This is a genomic window from Bradyrhizobium sp. CCBAU 11386, from assembly GCF_028128955.1.
In the GTDB taxonomy this organism is placed as follows: Bacteria; Pseudomonadota; Alphaproteobacteria; order Rhizobiales; family Xanthobacteraceae; genus Bradyrhizobium.
Genome location: NZ_LBKA01000002.1, coordinates 123,166 through 140,707 on the forward strand (window position 1 = coordinate 123,166; position 17,542 = coordinate 140,707).

General features: G+C 61.0%; 20 protein-coding genes. 14 read left to right on the forward strand and 6 right to left on the reverse strand.

Annotation, left to right across the window (positions count from 1 at the left end; genetic code table 11):
• The first annotated feature begins 6 nt into the window (after positions 1–6).
• From XI09_RS00765 to XI09_RS00805, 9 genes are all read left to right on the forward strand, one after another.
• Positions 7–570: a cyclic nucleotide-binding domain-containing protein gene (locus tag XI09_RS00765; protein WP_271565245.1), complete on the forward strand. Its 564-nt coding sequence runs from the start codon at positions 7–9 to the stop codon at positions 568–570.
• 152 nt (positions 571–722) lie between these two features.
• On the forward strand, positions 723–2,201 hold the full coding sequence (locus tag XI09_RS00770; protein ID WP_271565246.1) for a radical SAM family RiPP maturation amino acid epimerase: 1,479 nt from the start codon (positions 723–725) through the stop codon (positions 2,199–2,201).
• Positions 2,202–2,223: 22 nt separating this feature from the next.
• Positions 2,224–2,469 carry a hypothetical protein gene (locus XI09_RS00775; RefSeq protein ID WP_092192436.1) on the forward strand — a complete coding sequence of 82 codons (246 nt, stop codon included), beginning with the start codon at positions 2,224–2,226 and terminating at the stop codon, positions 2,467–2,469.
• A gap of 123 nt (positions 2,470–2,592) precedes the next feature.
• The gene (locus XI09_RS00780; RefSeq protein ID WP_271565247.1) at positions 2,593–2,775 is read left to right on the forward strand and encodes a hypothetical protein; all 183 of its coding nucleotides are present in this window, start codon (positions 2,593–2,595) and stop codon (positions 2,773–2,775) included.
• 58 nt (positions 2,776–2,833) lie between these two features.
• A complete protein-coding gene (locus tag XI09_RS00785; RefSeq protein ID WP_271565248.1) occupies positions 2,834–3,205 on the forward strand; it encodes a hypothetical protein in 372 nt (123 codons plus the stop codon).
• Between the two features lie 45 nt (positions 3,206–3,250).
• A complete protein-coding gene (locus XI09_RS00790) occupies positions 3,251–3,454 on the forward strand; it encodes a hypothetical protein (protein ID WP_271565249.1) in 204 nt (67 codons plus the stop codon).
• A 164-nt stretch (positions 3,455–3,618) separates the two neighbouring features.
• On the forward strand, positions 3,619–3,825 hold the full coding sequence (locus XI09_RS00795; RefSeq protein WP_271565250.1) for a hypothetical protein: 207 nt from the start codon (positions 3,619–3,621) through the stop codon (positions 3,823–3,825).
• A 164-nt stretch (positions 3,826–3,989) separates the two neighbouring features.
• Positions 3,990–4,187, forward strand: a complete 198-nt coding sequence (locus XI09_RS00800) for a hypothetical protein (protein WP_271565251.1) — start codon at positions 3,990–3,992, stop codon at positions 4,185–4,187.
• Between the two features lie 68 nt (positions 4,188–4,255).
• Entirely contained in the window at positions 4,256–4,441 is a 186-nt protein-coding gene (locus tag XI09_RS00805) for a hypothetical protein (RefSeq protein ID WP_271565252.1), read from the forward strand.
• Positions 4,442–4,977: 536 nt separating this feature from the next.
• Here the strand turns inward: XI09_RS00805 and XI09_RS00810 are convergent.
• A complete protein-coding gene (locus tag XI09_RS00810; protein ID WP_271565253.1) occupies positions 4,978–5,874 on the reverse strand; it encodes a LysR substrate-binding domain-containing protein in 897 nt (298 codons plus the stop codon).
• 108 nt (positions 5,875–5,982) lie between these two features.
• Between XI09_RS00810 and XI09_RS00815 the strand changes: the two genes are divergently transcribed.
• The 5 genes from XI09_RS00815 to XI09_RS00835 all read left to right on the forward strand — a co-directional run bounded on the left by XI09_RS00815 (position 5,983) and on the right by XI09_RS00835 (position 11,720).
• Complete coding sequence (locus XI09_RS00815) at positions 5,983–6,732, forward strand: SDR family NAD(P)-dependent oxidoreductase (RefSeq protein WP_271565254.1); 750 nt, start codon at positions 5,983–5,985, stop codon at positions 6,730–6,732.
• Between the two features lie 24 nt (positions 6,733–6,756).
• Positions 6,757–7,608, forward strand: a complete 852-nt coding sequence (locus tag XI09_RS00820) for a transketolase (RefSeq protein WP_271565255.1) — start codon at positions 6,757–6,759, stop codon at positions 7,606–7,608.
• Positions 7,605–8,615, forward strand: coding sequence for a transketolase family protein (locus tag XI09_RS00825; protein WP_271565256.1), 1,011 nt, complete (start codon positions 7,605–7,607; stop codon positions 8,613–8,615). The genes XI09_RS00820 and XI09_RS00825 overlap by 4 nt, the downstream gene beginning before the upstream one ends.
• 193 nt (positions 8,616–8,808) lie before the next feature.
• Positions 8,809–9,831, forward strand: coding sequence for a TRAP transporter substrate-binding protein (locus XI09_RS00830; RefSeq protein ID WP_271565257.1), 1,023 nt, complete (start codon positions 8,809–8,811; stop codon positions 9,829–9,831).
• On the forward strand, positions 9,828–11,720 hold the full coding sequence (locus XI09_RS00835; RefSeq protein ID WP_271565258.1) for a TRAP transporter large permease: 1,893 nt from the start codon (positions 9,828–9,830) through the stop codon (positions 11,718–11,720). Before XI09_RS00830 ends, XI09_RS00835 begins: the two co-directional genes overlap by 4 nt.
• A gap of 43 nt (positions 11,721–11,763) precedes the next feature.
• Here the strand turns inward: XI09_RS00835 and XI09_RS00840 are convergent, their stop codons facing one another.
• From XI09_RS00840 to XI09_RS00860, 5 genes are read right to left on the reverse strand one after another with little or no spacing between them, the layout of a single operon-like run.
• The gene (locus tag XI09_RS00840; protein WP_333939012.1) at positions 11,764–12,675 is read right to left on the reverse strand and encodes an SMP-30/gluconolactonase/LRE family protein; all 912 of its coding nucleotides are present in this window, start codon (positions 12,673–12,675) and stop codon (positions 11,764–11,766) included.
• Positions 12,676–12,689: 14 nt separating this feature from the next.
• Positions 12,690–13,793, reverse strand: coding sequence for an ABC transporter ATP-binding protein (locus XI09_RS00845; protein ID WP_271565260.1), 1,104 nt, complete (start codon positions 13,791–13,793; stop codon positions 12,690–12,692).
• 10 nt (positions 13,794–13,803) lie between these two features.
• Complete coding sequence (locus tag XI09_RS00850; RefSeq protein ID WP_271565261.1) at positions 13,804–14,643, reverse strand: carbohydrate ABC transporter permease; 840 nt, start codon at positions 14,641–14,643, stop codon at positions 13,804–13,806.
• The gene (locus XI09_RS00855; RefSeq protein WP_271565262.1) at positions 14,640–15,566 is read right to left on the reverse strand and encodes a carbohydrate ABC transporter permease; all 927 of its coding nucleotides are present in this window, start codon (positions 15,564–15,566) and stop codon (positions 14,640–14,642) included. The genes XI09_RS00850 and XI09_RS00855 overlap by 4 nt, the downstream gene beginning before the upstream one ends.
• Positions 15,567–15,625: 59 nt before the next feature.
• Positions 15,626–17,062, reverse strand: a complete 1,437-nt coding sequence (locus XI09_RS00860; protein ID WP_271565263.1) for an ABC transporter substrate-binding protein — start codon at positions 17,060–17,062, stop codon at positions 15,626–15,628.
• Between the last annotated feature and the right edge of the window lie 480 nt (positions 17,063–17,542).

Sequence of the window (17,542 nt, forward strand, 5' to 3'; positions counted from 1 at the left end):
ACCGATATGCGCAAGGTCCTCTTCATATTCGGCGTGCTGAATGACTCCGACATCGACTGGATGGCCCGTACAGGCTCCCGCCGCGGCATCGGGCGACAGGAGGTCCTGATCGATGAAGGCGTGCCGATCCCGTCGATCGTCCTGCTGTTGCAGGGACGAATGGGCGTGAGCGTGTCCGGCATCGGCGAGATTGCCCAGCTCGAGGCGGGCGACTTCGTCGGTGAGATGTCGCTGGTCGATTCAGCGCCGCCCTCGGCCACGGTGGCGGCAAAGGTCGATTCGGTTGCCCTGTTCCTGGACAAGCAGGTCCTGCTGCGAAAGCTCGCGGCAGACCACGCCTTTGCCGGCCGCTTTTATCGCGCTCTCGCCATCCTGCTGTCGGACCGCCTGCGCGCCACCGAGCGCAGGATGGCCTATGGCGAGCAGGAAACCGGGCTCGGCGACGAAGCGACACGGTTGAAGGACGAGCTTGATCCTGCCGTGCTCGACCAGGTGTCGGTCGCGGGCGAGCGATTCGACCGTCTGCTCAAGCTTGTCGAGCAGGTCGCGATGAAAGGCGCCAGATCCTGAGATCGAAGGCAGGGCCTTTCGACACTTCCTCGTGACCGACGATGAAATACGGCATCTGCCGTATCGCTCGCAGATGAATCCAGCGGTACCTTTACATTTTGGGCGGGGAATTTGAACGCCGTCCGGAAACTCCTTATCGGCGGACGACATTCATGAAATCTTCGACCGCATTGATCCGAAATGACTTTCAGGCGGCAGACGAGACTTCCGAGCGGACCCTGCATCTGTTTGAACTGGCCGGCCTGCAGCCTCCCGCGGCAGATGACGTCACGCCGTTCAGCGATATCAAGCGTTTCGAGGAACGGTGGCATGCGGACCCGACGTTCCGGTCCGCGTTTATCCAGGACCCGGATCGGGTCGCCGCGACATTCGGTTTGCGGGTCGATCCCGAACTCGTGCGCCCAATATGGGACCCGGAGCATTCCGGCGACGATGAATCTAAGTCTCCGCCCGTTTGGGTTCGCTACCGCGACTTCCAAAGGCGAGGAACCAAACATCTCCTTGACGCAACCGCGGCGAGCCAGCCGGCCGATCCCCGCTTCGCTCGCTGGCGTCAGCGCCAGATTTACCGGGCGAACTTGGAGATCGGCGTGTCACTTACGCCCAATCCGCACATTCCTGCCAGCTTCGAGCTATCGCGCGGTTGCTCCGTCGGATGCTGGTTTTGCTCACTGTCGCCGCCCAGGCTCGACGATGTATTTCGTTACACGCCGGAGCATGCCCGGCTTTGGCGCGAAATCCTTGAAGTGATCGGTGGGGTGAGCGGCCCCGCGGCCCGCAGGACTATCTGCTATAGCGGTACGGATCCCTTCGACAATCCCGACTACGAACGCTTCGTTGACGATTTCGTCTCTACCTTTGGCGACGTGCCATTCACGAGCACGGCCATTCCAACGCGAGATGTCGAGCGCACCCGGCGCCTGCTCGCGATCTCACCGGCCTATCGGGTGCGCTTTTCGGTCCTGAGCGTTGGCGCACTCGCGAAGATTCACGCCGTCTTCTCGCCGGAGGAGACACTTCCCGTTCTGTTCGGCCTGCGTAACGAGGGAGCAACGGACGCTCGATCCTTGAATTTTGCGGGCCGGGCCCGTGACAACGTTGCCAAGTATCGCAAGTATCAGCCCGAGCGGCCCGTGATCAGCACGCCGTCCTGCGAGTCTGGCTTCAAGTTCAACCTGGCGGAGCGCACCATTAGACTGGTCAGCCCGTGTGCGCCCGATGATCGCTGGCCGATGGGATACCGTGTTTACGACGAGGCAAGCTTCGAGACGGGCGGCGATGTGGCGCGGATCGTCGAAGATATGATGTCTCGTCACATGACGAGGACAGCAAGCGATTTGCCCGTTCTGCGCTTTCCGAACCATCTGCGATACGAATCGATCAATACGGGATTCGCTCTGATCGGACGGCGCTTGCGACAACGTTTCGAAGACACGTCCGACATGCCGTCAATGGCGCGGCTCGGAGAATTGATTGCTTCGGCAAGGCACAACGCAAGCGCCATTGGAACCCTTCTCGACCGGGAGTGCGGCGTCAGGCGAGAAGCGACCACGGCCACGTTGGAAGACCTATTCAATCTTGGTGCGCTGGAGGAGGACCTGCAAGAACCAGACGGGCCCTTGTCAAATTGAACCGGAAGTCACGGAGAGGATCATGAAAATCGACCAATGGACCAAATTTCTGATGAGCGTCGCCGGTGATGCATCCGCGGAAGCCGTCATTCGCAGTGGCGACACCAGGCAGATCATCGGTCTTGCGAAAACGAAGGGGTTCGAATTCACCGAGATGGATATCGAGGACGTTCGCGGTGGGGATGTGTCCGGGGGACTCACCGACGAGACCCTTGAAGAGATTACTGGCGCGGTGCTGGTCAATGGCGGAAGACTGATGACGCGATAGTTGGGGAATACGGTGACAGGCTGGGAATACGGTGACAGGAAGATGGTGCAATCATCTGTCAGGTGCCGCTCCGGTTCGATCCGGGCGACGCAAGGTAGTGCCGCAGTAGGGCCGACGAAGAGTTTGTGCGCCGAATGGAGAACGCCGGCTTACGGCGAGCAGGACAGCGGTCTCGGTGACGAGACGACGCGGTTGAAGGACGAGCTTGATCCTGCCGTGCTCGACCAGGTGTCGATCGCGGGCGAGCGATTTGACCGCCTGCTCAAGCTTGTGGAGGAGGTCGCGATGAAAGGCGCCAGATCCTGAGAGCCTGACCGAAAAAGGTGGAAGGGAGCCTTTCGAAGGGGCCTTTCGACACGTCCCCGTGACCGACGACGAAAATACGGCATCTGCCGTATCGCTCGCAAGTCAATCCGGCGGTACCTTTCACCCTCAAGCGCACGAAGCAATGCGCGACGCCAGAAACTATTTTCCTAAGCCCTTGAATGTTCTGGAAATGACGTCATTGAGCGTCGCTGCAACTCAGGGTTTAGAGAATCATCATTTGAAGTGGAGATTGAGCATGACCAATAGGCAGGACACCAATTCGAAGGCGGAAGCCGAATCCCTCGATAGCCGCAAGGATGCCGCCCAGAACAAGGCATCCCAGATCTCGACGTCTGAAAAGGATGCACTCAGCGACAGCTCCCTGGACGATGTGTCCGGCGGCCGCGTGCCTCCGACCCACAAGATCTGACGCCCGGGTCGTGGGCTTGGCATTGATGAGAACGGGAGATCGAGCATGACCGATCAGCAGGATACCAATTCCACGGCGGACGCCGGACCCGGCGAGAGCCTCCAGGGCAGCGCTCAAACCCCGGCATCCCAAATTTCGCCGGCGGCTGATGCACTCAGCGACAACTCGCTGGACGATGTGTCAGGCGGCACTTGGCCGTTCAATAATCTCGCGCGTGCCAGCTACGCCAGCGAAGGCCCGGGGGGCTAGCCGAGAAAGCATCTGAGCCAACGACGGCTTCGACGTCCGACGAAACAAAGGCCGAGGCAGCGAAACCATTTTCCCTGCCTCGTGAAATGATCAGAAAACGACCTCAGCGTACAGTTGCAACGTCGGGTTTAACCGATCAGCATTCACGAAGGTGGAGATTGAATATGACCAACGTGCAGGACACGAATTCGAAGGCGCAAGCCGAACCCGGCGAGAGCCTGAAGGACGGCGCTGAGAACAAAGCGTCCCAGATCTCGACGACCTCTGAAGCGCTCAGCGACAGCTCACTGGACGATGTGTCAGGCGGCCTTTGGCCAATGAGTAATACAGCGAGTGTCGCCTCCCGCGGCGGCGTCGGCCCGGGGGGCTAACCAAGAAAGCATCTGAGCCAACGACGCCTTAGACTTCTGACGAAACAAAGGCCGAGGCAGCGAAACCGTTTTCCCTGCCTCGTGAAATGATCAGAAAATGAGCTCAGCGTGAAATTTCAGCGTCGGATTGACCCGATCAGCCTTGATGAAGGTGGAGATTGCATATGACCAACGGGCAGGACACCAATACGAAGGCGCAGGCCGAACCCGGCCAGAGTCCCAAGGACGTCGCGCAGAACACCAACGTCTCGTCAACGCCAGAGAAGGATGCGCTCGGCGACAGCTCGCTGGACGAGGTGTCAGGCGGCAGTTGGCCGTACCTCTCCACCAGCTGTTCACCCGGGGGGATGAAGGGGGGCTAACCGCTCGGGAATTCGTTTTCCCGCGCCTCGATTGACCCGATCAGCATTAATGAAAGTGGAGATTGCATATGACCAACGGGCAGGACACCAATACGAAGGCGCAGGCCGAACCCGGCCAGAGTCCCAAGGACGTCGCGCAGAACACCAACGTCTCGTCAACGCCAGAGAAGGATGCGCTGAAAGACAGCTCGCTGGACGAGGTGTCAGGCGGCTGGTGGCCGGCGATAATCAGTAGCGGTAACCCCATAATGTGATTTTTGGGGCTCACCGAGAACGCGCCTGGCTTCCAAGGTGCAGCGCGGCCATTGCCACGAAACAGAGAGCGATGCCGGGAAGCCGGGTTCCCCCGCGCTCGAAATAAATCAGGAAGTAGGTCCAGTGTAGCGTTTCAACGTCGGGTTTAACCGATCGGTTGGGGCCTAAGCGCAGCGCAACTAAGCACCATGATTGTGCGACGAATGCCCATTTTCGACCGGATAAGCCCAGGTGTGCGATCGGCAAGTCATTGATTGTTCTTAACCAGTGGCTGTCTCTTAATCAGCGGGTCCCAGGTTCGAGCCCTGGTGCGCCCACCAAGCAAATTCAAGTGCTTGCACCCAGTGAGCATCGGAACGGGACTTTCGGTTGGACGTTTTCGACGTCCAACTGCACCAGAAGTTTCTCGATCTTGCCAAGCACATCGGGCAACTGCTGTGTGCGAGAACCGATCGCTCCGCGCTCAGAGCTTACAACCCTGAGACTGTGCGGACGGGCTTGCGAAGTAAGCCAAGAGGCTGGGCAAGGGTTGCGGTCACTCTGAGGGGCGCGTGTTTTGACCCTCAAGTTGCGCCACGAGCCAATCTGCAAAGGCTCGTACCGCCGATCTTTGTCGGCTGGCGCGCGGGTAGATCAGGCGGTGACCGACGTAGCGGATATCGTTGGCCCGTCCCGCCAATGGAGCTACCAATCGCCCGCTCGCCAGTTCGCGTTCGGCCAGAAGGGTTGATTCCAGCGCTACGCCCAATCCCTCCGCAGCCGTCGCAATCGCAAGAAAGCTCCGGTCGAATCTCATGCCGTGAAGCGCAGGTGCTTCCAACCCATTCGCGGTGAACCATTGGTGCCACTGCACCCGCTTCACGTCGGAGCGGATGAGCGTCTGATCGAGGAGATCGGCAGGCTTTCGTATCGATTTTGCGAGCGAGGGCGAGCAGAGTGGCGTGACCGTCTCCTCCGGCAAAGGAACAATTTCGACACCTTCCGCGCGGGGCGGACCGTAGACGATGTCGATATCGAAATCGTCGTTGCTGAAGCGCGCATAGTCGGTGCTTGCAGCCAGCCGAACCTCGAGCTTCGGGTAAGCAGCGAGAAACTGTGCAAGCCGAGGGGCCAGCCATTGCGCGGCAAAGCTGGGCGCGGAATGGACGCGCACCAATTGTGGCCCGCGCGCGGCAACTTCCTCGAGGCCACGGCGGAGCTGATCGAATGCCGCTCCCGTGTGACGCATCAGGTTCTCGCCGGCCGGAGTGAGTCGCACGGATCGGGCGCTGCGCTCGAACAAAACGGTCCGAAGCGTGCCTTCCAGCTTGCGGATGGCGTGACTGACGGCACTTGGCGTCAGGTGAAGCTCATTCGCCGCATCGCGAAACGAACCGGTGCGGGCGGCGGCTTCAAAGGCGCGAATTGCCGATATCGGGACATTCGATAGCATCCCATAAGTGAACCAAATTCATCGATCCGTGACAACTGCGCGCTTGTCCGCTGGCCCTCCGCGGGTCATTCCTAAGTACCAAGGAAGAACAATTTGCGGGAGGAATTGATGCTGCTCAGCGGTAAGACGGCCATCATTTCGGGCGCGGCCTCGCCGCGCGGGATCGGGCTTGCCACCGCCCGGCGGTTCGCCGCCGAGGGCGCTCGGGTCGCCATTCTCGATATCGACGCGGGCGCTGCGGCGGATGCTTCGGCATCGCTTGGAAACTCCCACATTGGTCTGCGGTGTGACGTGGCCGACAAATCGTCCTGCGAACAGGCGGTCGCCCGCGTGATCGAAGCCTTCGGTGCAATCGATGTTCTGATCAACAATGCGGGCATCACCCAACCCGTCAAGTTCCTGGACATTTCGCCCGCCGATTGGGATCGCATTCAGGACGTCAATCTCAAGGGCATCCTGTTTCTCTCCCAGGCCGTGATCCCGCACATGCGCGCACGGAAGTCCGGCTCGATTGCGTGCATGTCGTCGGTCTCGGCCCAGCGCGGCGGTGGAATATTTGGCGGCCCGCACTATTCGGCCGCGAAGGCCGGTGTGCTTGGTCTCGCCAAGGCGATGGCCCGTGAGTTCGGCCTGGACGGAATCCGCGTCAATTGCGTCACGCCCGGCCTGATCGGCACCGATATCACTGCGGGCAAGCTGACCGACGAGATGAGGGCGAAGATCCTGGAAGGCATCCCGCTCAATCGTCTCGGCACGGCAGAAGACGTCGCCGGCATCTTCACCTTCCTGGCCTCGGATCTCTCCGCCTACGTGACCGGTGCCGTGATCGACGTCAACGGCGGCATGCTCATCCACTGAGCCAGCGAAACAAGGTCCAGATCGATGGAAACCGAGACCAACACGCTTGCCAACACGCCCAAGCTGGCCGACCGCGCCTACAACATTCGCCGCAATGCGCTGCGCATGGGTGAAGTCCAGGGCCAGGGCTATATCGCACAGGCGCTGGACATCTCCGACGTTCTCGCCGTGGCCTATTTCCATGCGATGCGCTACCGGCCCGAAGATCCGTCGTGGGAGGAGCGAGACCGTTTTCTGCTCTCCAACGGGCATTATGCCATCGCGCTCTACGCGGCCTTGATCGAGGCGGGGATCGTCCCCGAGGAAGAGCTCGAAACTTATGGCAGCGACGAGAGCCGCCTGCCGATGTCGGGCATGGCCTCCTACACGCCTGGAATGGAAATGTCGGGCGGTTCGCTCGGACTTGGCCTCAGCATCGCTGTCGGCATGGGCCTGGGACTCAGGCGCAAGAAATCCGAGGCGCGGGTGTATACGTTGTTCTCCGATGGCGAACTCGACGAAGGTTCGGTCTGGGAGGCCATCCAGTCGGCGGGCCACTACAAGCTCGACAATTTGATCGGCATCGTCGACGTCAACAATCAGCAGGCGGACGGTCCTTCCACGCAGGTCATGACGTTCGAGCCGTTGGTCGAGAAGCTTCAGGCCTTCGGCTGGTTCGTGCAGCGCATCGACGGCAACGATCTCGATGCCGTGGTTGCTGCCTTCGATGGTGCCAAATCGCACCCAGAACCCAAGCCGCGAATGATCGTCGCCGATACGCTGATGGGCAAGGGCGTTCCCTTCCTGGAGCAGCGCGAAAAGAACCATTTCATCCGCGTCGAGCAACACGAATGGCAGCTCGCGCTTGCCGCGCTGGAAGCCGGGAGGCAGGCATGAAGACCGTCCGATCAGCACCGCCGCCGGGCAAGCCGCGCCTGACCACCTCCGCCATGATCGCTTCGATCGCGGCCGAGGGACAGAAGACGAAACCGGCGCCCTTTGGACACGCGCTCGTCGAGCTCGCACGCAGCCGCCCTGATGTGGTCGGCATGACGGCCGATCTCGGCAAATACACCGATCTGCACATCTTCGCGAAGGAGTTTCCGGACCGCTATTACCAGATGGGCATGGCCGAGCAGCTTCTGTTCGGCGCCGCCTCCGGCCTCGCCGCCGAAGGCTTCATGCCTTTCGCGACCACTTACGCCGTGTTCGCATCGCGGCGGGCTTACGACTTCATACACCAGACGATCGCGGAGGAAGACCGCAACGTGAAGATCGTCTGCGCATTGCCCGGCCTGACCTCGGGCTACGGCCCGAGTCACCAGGCCGCAGAGGACCTCGCGCTGTTTCGTGCCATGCCGAACATGACGGTCATCGATCCCTGCGATGCCCACGAAATCGAGCAACTGGTGCCTGCCATCGCGGCGCATCAGGGGCCAGTCTACACCCGCCTGCTGCGCGGCCAGGTGCCGGTCGTGCTGGACGAATATGATTACAAGTTCGAGCTCGGCAAGGCCAAGGTGATCCGCGACGCGAAGGATGTCCTGATCATCTCGTCCGGCATCATGACGATGCGTGCGCTCGAGGCCGCGCAAACTTTGAAGGACGACAGCATCGATATTGCGGTGCTGCATGTTCCAACCATCAAGCCGCTCGACGCCGAGACGATCTTGCGTGAAGCCGGCAAGCCGGGCCGCCTTGTCGTCGTTGCCGAGAACCACACAACGATTGGCGGTCTCGGCGAGGCGGTTGCCGCACTTCTGATGCGTTCAGGCGTCCATCCGCCTTTCCGCCAGATCGCATTGCCCGACGAATTTCTTGACGCCGGCGCACTTCCGACTCTGCACGACCGCTACGGGATTTCAACCGCAGAGGTCGCACGGCAGATCAAGCAGTGGCTTTAGGGTACCGGCGCTAAGCGCCAATCGAGCCAAACCCGGGTGAGGAGGTACGCCCGTCGCATGTTGCGGCGGCGAGTGATTGCTCCTGCCCAAATGTCGGTGATCGAGAGCCGGCAAGCGAAGAACCCGGAAAGCTGCAGGCCAGCGTGCGCTGATGCAGCGGGCAGCAACGTCAATGAAGGACCAGGAGGAAAACATGACATCTAAGCCCGGAAGCATCAGCCGCCGTTCGCTGTTGATGGCGGCCACGGCCGTACCTCTCTGCGGGATTCTGACCCGTCCGGTGTCTGCTGCCGAGTTCGTCTACAAGTTCGCGACCGGACAGGATCCGACGCATCCGGTGAATATCCGCGCGCAGGAGGCCATCGACCGTATTCGCGAAGCGACCAGCGGCCGGCTGGAAATCAGGCTGTTTCCGGCCAACCAGCTCGGCTCCGACACCGAGCTTTTGACCCAGGTTCGCAGCGGCGGCGTCGAGTTCTTTAACCAATCGTCCTCGATTCTTGCCACCCTGGTCCCAAGCGCGGGCATCGTGAACACCGGCTTCGCATTCGCCGACTACGACAGCGTATGGAAGGCCATGGACGGCGACCTCGGCACCTACATCCGGGCGCAGATTGCCAAGACGCCGATCATGGCGGTGTCGAAGGCCTGGGACAACGGCTTTCGTCAGGTGACCTCGTCCGGCCGCGAGGTGCGAACGCCGGATGATCTGAAGAACTTCCAGATCCGCGTTCCACCCGCACCATTGCTGACCTCGCTTTTCAAAGCACTTGGAGCCGGACCGACTCCGATCAACTTCAACGAGGTCTATTCCGCGTTACAGACCAAGGTCGTCGACGGTCAGGAGAATCCCTTGCCGATCATCGCGACGGCGCGTCTCTACGAAGTGCAAAGCACGTGCAGCCTGACCGGGCACGTCTGGGACGGTTACTGGATCCTGGGCAACAAACGCGCCTTTGAGCGCCTGCCCAAGGACGTGCAGGAGATCGTGACGCGCGAGCTCGATCGCGCTGCCATCGATCAGCGCGCCGACATCGCAAAGCTCAGCCTGTCATTGCGGACCGATCTCTCTGCCAAAGGGCTCAAGTTTATCGACGTCGATCGTGCCGCTTTCCGCCAGGCGCTGTCCAAGACCAGCTTTTACGCCGACTGGAAGGGCAAGTTTGGCGAGGAGGCATGGTCTCACCTTGAAAGAGCCGCGGGCCAACTATCATGACCAGCGTGAGCCATACACCGCATGTCGACGGCAGTCTGACACCCGGCACGTCTCAGGCGAACTCGCGCAGATGGGTGGTGCGGGCCAACACATTACTAGGCCACGTGGTTGCGGTCCCGGCAGCATTGCTTGTGGTGGCCGAGATCACGGTCCTGTCCGCGGGCATCGTCGGCAGATACGTGTTCCGCTCGCCGATCGTCTGGTCCGACGAGCTCGCCGCCATTCTTTTCCTCTGGCTCGCCATGCTCGGATCCGTGATTGCGTTCCAGCGCGGCGAGCACATGCGGATGACCGCCATTGTCGGCATTCTCAGTGCGGAACTCCGCGCGTTCCTGGATGTCGTGGCAGCAGCGGCATCGCTTGCGTTTCTCGTGCTCGTCGTTTGGCCGGCCTATGAATTCGCCGCCGACGAAGCATTCGTCACGACCCCGGCGCTCGAAATCGTCAACACCTGGCGTGCGGCAGCGCTGCCGATCGGGATCGGGCTGATGCTGATCGCAGCCGTCCTCCGGCTCATTCGCATTGCGAGCCTGCGAAGCTTGCTCGCTTCCCTGGCCATCGTCGCGGGCGTCATCGCGACGTTCGTTCTGCTTGCTCCGGTCTTGCAGCCACTCGGCAATCTGAACCTTCTGATCTTCTTCGTCTTCGTCGTCGGCGCGATGGTCTTTGCGGCCGTGCCGATCGCGTTTTCGTTCGGCCTCGCCACTGTGGGCTATCTCGCCCTGACGACGAACACGCCCGACGTGGTGATGATCGGACGAATGGATGAGGGCATGAGCCACCTGATCCTGCTCGCCGTGCCTCTCTTCGTCTTTCTCGGCCTTCTGATCGAGATGACGGGCATGGCGCGCGCGATGGTCAGCTTCCTTGCAAGCCTTCTGGGCCACGTGCGCGGCGGACTGCACTACGTGCTGGTCGGGGCGATGTATCTGGTCTCGGGCATTTCCGGCTCCAAGGCGGCGGACATGGCTGCCGTGGCGCCGGTCCTGTTTCCCGAGATGCGGCAGCGTGGGGCAAAGCCCGGCGATCTCGTTGCGCTCCTGGCCGCGACGGGGGCGCAGACTGAGACGATTCCCCCGTCGCTGGTTCTGATCACGATCGGCTCGGTGACCGGCGTGTCGATCTCGGCGCTGTTCACCGGCGGGTTGCTCCCGGGCGTCGTGCTCGCGGTCATGCTCGCAGCCGTGGTGTGGTGGCGATACCGTCGCGAGGACCTGTCTCACGTCAGACGGGCGACGGGACGAGAGGTCGGCCGCGCCTTTGTGATCGCGATACCGGCGATCGCGCTGCCATTCGTAATCCGGACTGCCGTCGTCGAAGGCGTTGCGACGGCAACGGAGGTCTCGACCATCGGGATCTTGTACTCAGCCTGTGCGGGTCTTTTCATCTATCGGCAGTTCGACTGGCGCCGTATCTATCCGATGCTGGTCGAGACGGCCTCGCTGTCGGGGGCGATCCTGCTCATCATCGGCGCGGCGACAGGCATGGCCTGGGCGCTGACCCAGTCGGGATTTTCTGCCTCTCTTGCAAAGTTCATGACCAGCCTTCCCGGCGGAGTCCCCGTCTTCCTGGCGGTGACCATAGTGACCTTCGTGATCCTGGGCAGTGTTCTGGAAGGGATCCCGGCCATCGTCCTGTTCGGTCCGCTCCTTTTCCCGATCGCGCGGCAGGTCGGGGTGCACGACGTCCACTACGCGATGGTGGTCGTTCTCGCGATGGGCATCGGCCTGTTCGCGCCACCGTTCGGCGTCGGCTATTACGCGGCCTGCGCGATCAGCCGCATCAACCCGGACGAGGGCATGAAGCCGATCGTGGGCTACATGATCGCGCTCTTGATCGGCACACTGATCGTCGCAGCCGTGCCCTGGTTGTCGATCGGTTTCCTCTGAGTCTCGGCGGAACGCTCGCGGGACAAAACCGCGAGGCACCTCGTCAAGCGAATTTCGGCAGATGCAGCGGCAGGCCTTCGCAGGGCATATCGATCTCCTCGACCTGCCCCTTGCCGACTTCAGTGACACGCAGCTTCTTGCCTTCGAGCGTAAAGGCACAATTCGTCGGCTGTGGTCCATCCAGGATCAGACGATCGGCGACCTCACCCCGGCGGTCCAGCACCGTCACGTTCGTCTGATTGTAGACCGTACAATAAAGCCGGCCGTCCGTGCCAAAGGCCATGCCATCCGGCCCTTTGAAGTCGGGATTAGAATCAGGTTGCAGGACGTTGCCGAAGACCACCCGTTTCGGCGCGGCCTCGCCAAGCACGTCGTATCGGTAGATCTCGCCGGTAAAGGATGCGTTGGCATAGAGGTGATCGTCGGGACCGAAAGCAATGCCGTTGGTGAAGCGGATCTTGCGATCGAGCACGCGTACGACCTTCATGGCCGCCGGATCGATCTCATACACACGACCGTCCCAATCAAGGTCCATATAACCATCGACGAAAGCCTGGCCGTTGATGAAATCTTCAGCCGCCATGCCGGAGTCGGTCATGTAGAGCAGTCCATTCGGACCGAAGCAGAGATCGTTTGGAAACAGGAAGCGGTCGGCACCGTCGCCCTGCATGCGCCGGATCTCGTTTCCGCCTTCGTCGATGCAGATCAGCGCCCGGAGGCCTGCTTCCGCGATCCAGATCCGGCCGTGGCCATCCGTCGTCAACCCGTTCGGACGACCGCCCGTCGTCCGGATCACCTTGCGATTGCCACGATGGTCAAGCCGCGTAACGCAAAGAGTCGATGCAGACATCTCCGTGACATACATCGATCCATCCGGCAGGCACACCGGGCCCTCGGGCGCTCCGATTCCGGTTGCAAACAGTCTCGGCGCCATTTTCTCTTCCCCTTTTTCCATGTCGTTGGCTGTCGTTACGCGATGATCAGGCCGCTGGCCGGATCGATCAGCACCACGCGATTGAGGTCGATCGCGAGGTCGATCCGCTCGCCATGGCCGCTGACGTCATGAGCCTGCAACTCCGCGACCGCATCCACTCCGCCGATCTTGATGGTGGTGAATGTACGGGTCCCCGTCGGCTGAATGAGATCGGCTACGGCCGAATAAGAGACCACTCCGTCGCGGAGAGGTCCGCCGCCAGCCCGGCTGAAGTGCTGAGGCCGAATGCCGACGAGAACCTCCCGTCCATCCTCGCGGGTGAGTAACGTGGCCTTTGCGGGCGGAAGTGTCAGCGAATCACCAGGCTGAAACACAACTGCTGCAACGCCGCCGTTCGTCTTGAGGGTTGCTGGGATGAGGTTAATCGACGGAGATCCGAGAAAGCCGGCCACAAAGCCCGTTCGGGGCTGCTCGAACAGTTCAAGCGGAGCCCCTTGCTGCTGGATCGTTCCATCACGGAGCAGCACGATGCGGTCGGCGAGCGTCATCGCCTCGACCTGGTCGTGGGTGACGTAGATCATCGTCGTCGTGATCTCGTGATGCAGACGCTTGATCTCGGTCCGCATCTCGTCGCGCAACTGAGCGTCCAGATTCGAGAGAGGTTCGTCAAAGAGGAAGAGGTCCGCTTTGCGGACGATGGCCCGGCCGATGGCGACGCGCTGACGCTGTCCGCCGGAGAGCTGACGCGGATAGCGCTGCAGGAGATTGCCGATGCCGAGCATTTCGGCGGCTTCGCTGACCCGCTTCCTGATCTCCATCTCTGGAGTCTTGCGGGCGCGCAGACCGAACGCGATGTTCTCGCCGACGGTCAAATAGGGGTAGAGCGCGTAATTTTGAAACACCATCGCGATGTTGCGCTCGCGCGGGCGCAGATCGTTGACCACCGCGCCACCGATGGTGATTGTTCCGTCGTCCGGGTCTTCAAGACCGGCTATCGTTCGCAAGAGCGTGCTCTTGCCGCAGCCGGACGGCCCCACAAGCACTGCGAATTCGCCGTCGGTGATGGTGAGATCCACACCCCGAACCGCGTGCACATTGCCGTAGTACTTGTGCACCCCGGACAGCTTGACGTCAGCCACTCCGCTCTCCCTAACCCTTGACTGCGCCCAAGGAGATGCCGCGCACGAGATAGCGCTGCATCACTGAGACCGCGACGAAGATCGGCAACGTTCCCAGGACGGACATCGCCGCGATCTTTGCCCAGAAATTCGATTGTCCGCCGAAGTAGTGCGTCAGCATGACGGGAAAGGTGATGACCTCGGTGCGCGTGAGCACCAGCGCGAAGAGGAAATCATTCCAGGCGAAGACGAAGGTGAAGACCGACGTCGCCATGAGTCCCGGGCGCACCATCGGGAAGACGACTTTCCAGATCACTTCCCATCGGCTCAGGCCATCGACGAGAGCGCTTTCCTCAAGCTCCAGCGGAACGTCGACGATGTAGCCGCGCATCATCCAAATGACGTAAGGGAGATTGAACGCCGTGTAGAGCAGGATCAGCCCGAAGTAGCCGTCGACGAGACCAAAATAGACGTAGATCAGGAAGATCGAGAAGACGACCGCGATCGGCGGGATCATGCGCTGGGAAATGATCCACATCGCCAGGTTCTCGCCGCCCGTGCCGAACCGGGCGAGGCTGTAGGCGCAGAGCGTGCCCAGAATGATCGCGATGACCGAACTGACGCCGGCGACGATCAGACTGTTCAGGATGGCCAGCACGTCGCCATCCTTGAACAACACGTAATAGTTCGAGAACTGGATCTGACCGGGGATCCACAATGGTGGCACATGATAGATCTCGTCCGGCGTCTTGAACGAAATCATGAACAGCCAGTAGACCGGAAACAGGAACAACAGCGTTACGACGCCGGCGCCGAGATAGCGAAGCGCCAGGATGCGGGCTTTTCTCGCCGGAAGCTTGGCGACACTCATCGCGCAAGCTCCATGCGCTTGAGGACCAGAGTGGTGATGACAGTGAGCAGGGCAATCACCAGGAAAGAGATTGCGGCCGTATAGCTCGTCTCGAATTGCGAGAAGCCCTGCACATAGGTGTAGAGCGATATGGTCTCGGTCATCGAGCCGGGGCCGCCTTCGGTAAGAGCCCAGATGATGTCGAAGATGCGGACGAGGTCGAGGCCCCGGATCAGGCAGGCAACGGCGACAACGGGGGCGATCGCCGGCAGAACGATCGCGCGAAGCACGCGCAGATACGACGCCCCGTCGATCTCCGCAGCTTCGAGCTGCGACTGGTCGACATTTGACAGCGCTGCAAGCAGCAACAGGAACATGAACGGCGACCACTGCCAGACCTCGCAGATGATGATCGCGGGATAGACGTAGGCGGGATTGACCGTCCACAAAATCCGGACCGGCTCGCCGGCGATGAAGCTCAGGATCTCGCCGATCGGACCGAAGCGGACGTCGAACATCAGGCGCCAGGTCGCTCCCGCGACAATCGGAGAAATCACCGTGGGGAGGACCAGCAGCGCGACGAAGATCTGGCGACCGGGCATACGATCAATGAAGAGCTGCGCCATCAGGAAGCCGATCAGCAGCTCAAGCGGCAGGGCGATTGCCGTGATGATGGCTGTGTGGCCGAGCGAAGCCCAGAGGCGAGCATCCCGGAAGAGCTCCGCATAGTTCAAGGGGCCGACAAAGGATGTGTCGTTCTCGGTCATCGTGATGCGCTGGAAGCTCACGATCAGCGAGTAGATGAGGGGGAACAAGCCGACCAGGAGAAGGATCAGAATGGCCGGTGCGACGATGAGATAGGGGAGGCGGTCCTCGAGCATGCGCCCGAAGCGGCTAGGGCGGTGTTGCTCGGCACCGTTGAGACTTGCGGAAAGCGTCATCATCAGTCCAGGAAACGACGCCGCACGGGAGGGCGACGCCTCCCGTGTGGTGTCCAGGGCAGCTATTGCGGATAGGCGCCGGGCTTAGCCGCCCAGACCTTGTAGACGGCCTTTTGATTTTCAATGCCAACCTTCTCGGTGATGGCGTCGAATTGTTGCGCCATGCGGTCGAGGATGGCCTTGGGATCTTCGCCAGCCCAGAGGCTCGAAATCGCCTTGGTCATCGCCTCGTCGTATTTGTCCTGCTGCAGCAGGGAGAGATCGAGCAGGCCCTTCTCGCCGGATGTCTTGATCGTATCGAGATAGGCAGGAGCCTCAGGCCAGAGCGCACGGTATTTCTCGCTCGCGTAGTGCGACAGGCGGAACGGATCGCGGAGCGTATAGGGGAGCTGGACGCGCTCGAGGCTGGTCTTCTTGCTGTTCAGCCACTGGATGAAGAGATAAGCGGCCTCCTTGTTCTTGCTGGTGGCCGACACCGAGAGGTCGAAGCCGACGCCGAGCTCGGGGCGGCCGAGAGGCGTAAGCGCGTAGCCGACCTTGCCGGCGACCTGTGATTTCGGCACCCATTTCAACGCTTCTTCGCCGGAGCCATAGCCCGCGGCCCAGCGACCGTAGGGTGGCCAGGAGATCGTCATCGCGGTCGTGCCCTGAAGGAACGCCGCGAGGTTGTCGACAAAATTCCACTGCTCCACGCCCGGCGGCATGAACTTGTTTTCCGCCAGCATCTGCTTGAACACCTTGAGGCCGATGTCACTATTCACCGTCGCCTTCATGGTGTCCGCATTGAAGAACTTGCCGCCTTCCATGCGGAAGCGCTCCTGGAACATGTATTGCGGATAGGGCGCTGTGCGGAAGAAGCCGGCGCCGTAAACCTTGGGCGCCATCTTGTCGGTGATGAACTGGCCGATCTCGTCGAACTGCTTCCAGTCCTTTGGCGGAGCGAGTTCGTAGCCGAACTTGGCCTTGAACTCCTCCTTCATCTTCGTTTCCTCGAAGATGTCTTTCCGGTAGTAAAGCAGCATCACGTCGCCGTCGTCCGGAAAGCCGTAGATCTTCCCGTCGTACTGCATCTGGTTGTCGCGGTAGGCGGCCGCGATGTCCTGCAACTCGTCGCGATAGCCGAACTTGTCGACATACTTGTCGAGAGGCTCGAGCGCGCCGGCGCGTGCAAGGTCGGGCATCCAGGACGGAATGACGTTCAACGCGTCGTAGGCCCCGGCGCCCGATTTGAAATCCTGCATGATCTTGGTGAACATCTGATCGGTCGGCACCTCGACCACTTTCACCTTGATACCGGTGAGCTTCTCCCACTTGGGACCCGAGTAATTCAGTGGGTCGAGCGATTGGAGACCGGCCTCCCAGACGATGCTGATCGTCGTGCCCGCATACTTCTTCGCGGCTTCGACTGCGATGTCGGCAGCATCCTTATCGGCGGCTGGCGCCGAGGCACCAGTGAGCGCTAGGACAGCGGTCGCGCTGAGAAACGTCCTGAACCCCATTCCTTTTTCCTCCTCTCTTGGGCGTCCGCAGACCGCCAGGCGGCTTTGGAGCGCTTCTCACGTGACTTTTGGCTGATCAGCAGGTGCGGACATCGCCCCGCGGCGCGAACACCGATGCCGCGGGCAAATCTATTCATCTATGGTGAGAATGGGCACACAGGCGTTTTTCGGCTGGTCTGCATCAGCCAGACTGGGCTTCCCGAATGAACGTGATTTGGCTTCCGTGAAGCGCGCATCCTCCCCAAAAACGCTGTTAAGCTCTGATTTTGGGGCTAGTCTGCGTTGTCGCAGAACTCTTCGACAAATGAGAACTTTGCAAGCATGGGTGAGCTACATTCACCTGTCTAGCCGCTTCCGCGTGGCGCTTGTGTGCCACCACCCAACGACCTTGCCAGGCCCGATCCCCCGCTACGTGCCCGGTTCCCCGGTTGATGACGTCATCGGCCAGCGGATTGAGGATGTGCACGCCTTAATGCAGCC

Coding starts and splice junctions, on each gene's coding strand:
- XI09_RS00775 (WP_092192436.1), top strand. CDS start 2,224: ATGAAAATCGACCAATGGACCAAATTTCTGATGAGCGTCGCCGGTGAT.
- XI09_RS00795 (WP_271565250.1), top strand. CDS start 3,619: ATGACCAACGTGCAGGACACGAATTCGAAGGCGCAAGCCGAACCCGGC.
- XI09_RS00820 (WP_271565255.1), top strand. CDS start 6,757: ATGGAAACCGAGACCAACACGCTTGCCAACACGCCCAAGCTGGCCGAC.
- XI09_RS00765 (WP_271565245.1), top strand. CDS start 7: ATGCGCAAGGTCCTCTTCATATTCGGCGTGCTGAATGACTCCGACATC.
- XI09_RS00825 (WP_271565256.1), top strand. CDS start 7,605: ATGAAGACCGTCCGATCAGCACCGCCGCCGGGCAAGCCGCGCCTGACC.
- XI09_RS00770 (WP_271565246.1), top strand. CDS start 723: ATGAAATCTTCGACCGCATTGATCCGAAATGACTTTCAGGCGGCAGAC.
- XI09_RS00860 (WP_271565263.1), bottom strand. CDS start 17,062: ATGGGGTTCAGGACGTTTCTCAGCGCGACCGCTGTCCTAGCGCTCACT.
- XI09_RS00855 (WP_271565262.1), bottom strand. CDS start 15,566: ATGATGACGCTTTCCGCAAGTCTCAACGGTGCCGAGCAACACCGCCCT.
- XI09_RS00800 (WP_271565251.1), top strand. CDS start 3,990: ATGACCAACGGGCAGGACACCAATACGAAGGCGCAGGCCGAACCCGGC.
- XI09_RS00790 (WP_271565249.1), top strand. CDS start 3,251: ATGACCGATCAGCAGGATACCAATTCCACGGCGGACGCCGGACCCGGC.
- XI09_RS00805 (WP_271565252.1), top strand. CDS start 4,256: ATGACCAACGGGCAGGACACCAATACGAAGGCGCAGGCCGAACCCGGC.
- XI09_RS00850 (WP_271565261.1), bottom strand. CDS start 14,643: ATGAGTGTCGCCAAGCTTCCGGCGAGAAAAGCCCGCATCCTGGCGCTT.
- XI09_RS00830 (WP_271565257.1), top strand. CDS start 8,809: ATGACATCTAAGCCCGGAAGCATCAGCCGCCGTTCGCTGTTGATGGCG.
- XI09_RS00835 (WP_271565258.1), top strand. CDS start 9,828: ATGACCAGCGTGAGCCATACACCGCATGTCGACGGCAGTCTGACACCC.
- XI09_RS00815 (WP_271565254.1), top strand. CDS start 5,983: ATGCTGCTCAGCGGTAAGACGGCCATCATTTCGGGCGCGGCCTCGCCG.
- XI09_RS00840 (WP_333939012.1), bottom strand. CDS start 12,675: ATGGAAAAAGGGGAAGAGAAAATGGCGCCGAGACTGTTTGCAACCGGA.
- XI09_RS00810 (WP_271565253.1), bottom strand. CDS start 5,874: ATGCTATCGAATGTCCCGATATCGGCAATTCGCGCCTTTGAAGCCGCC.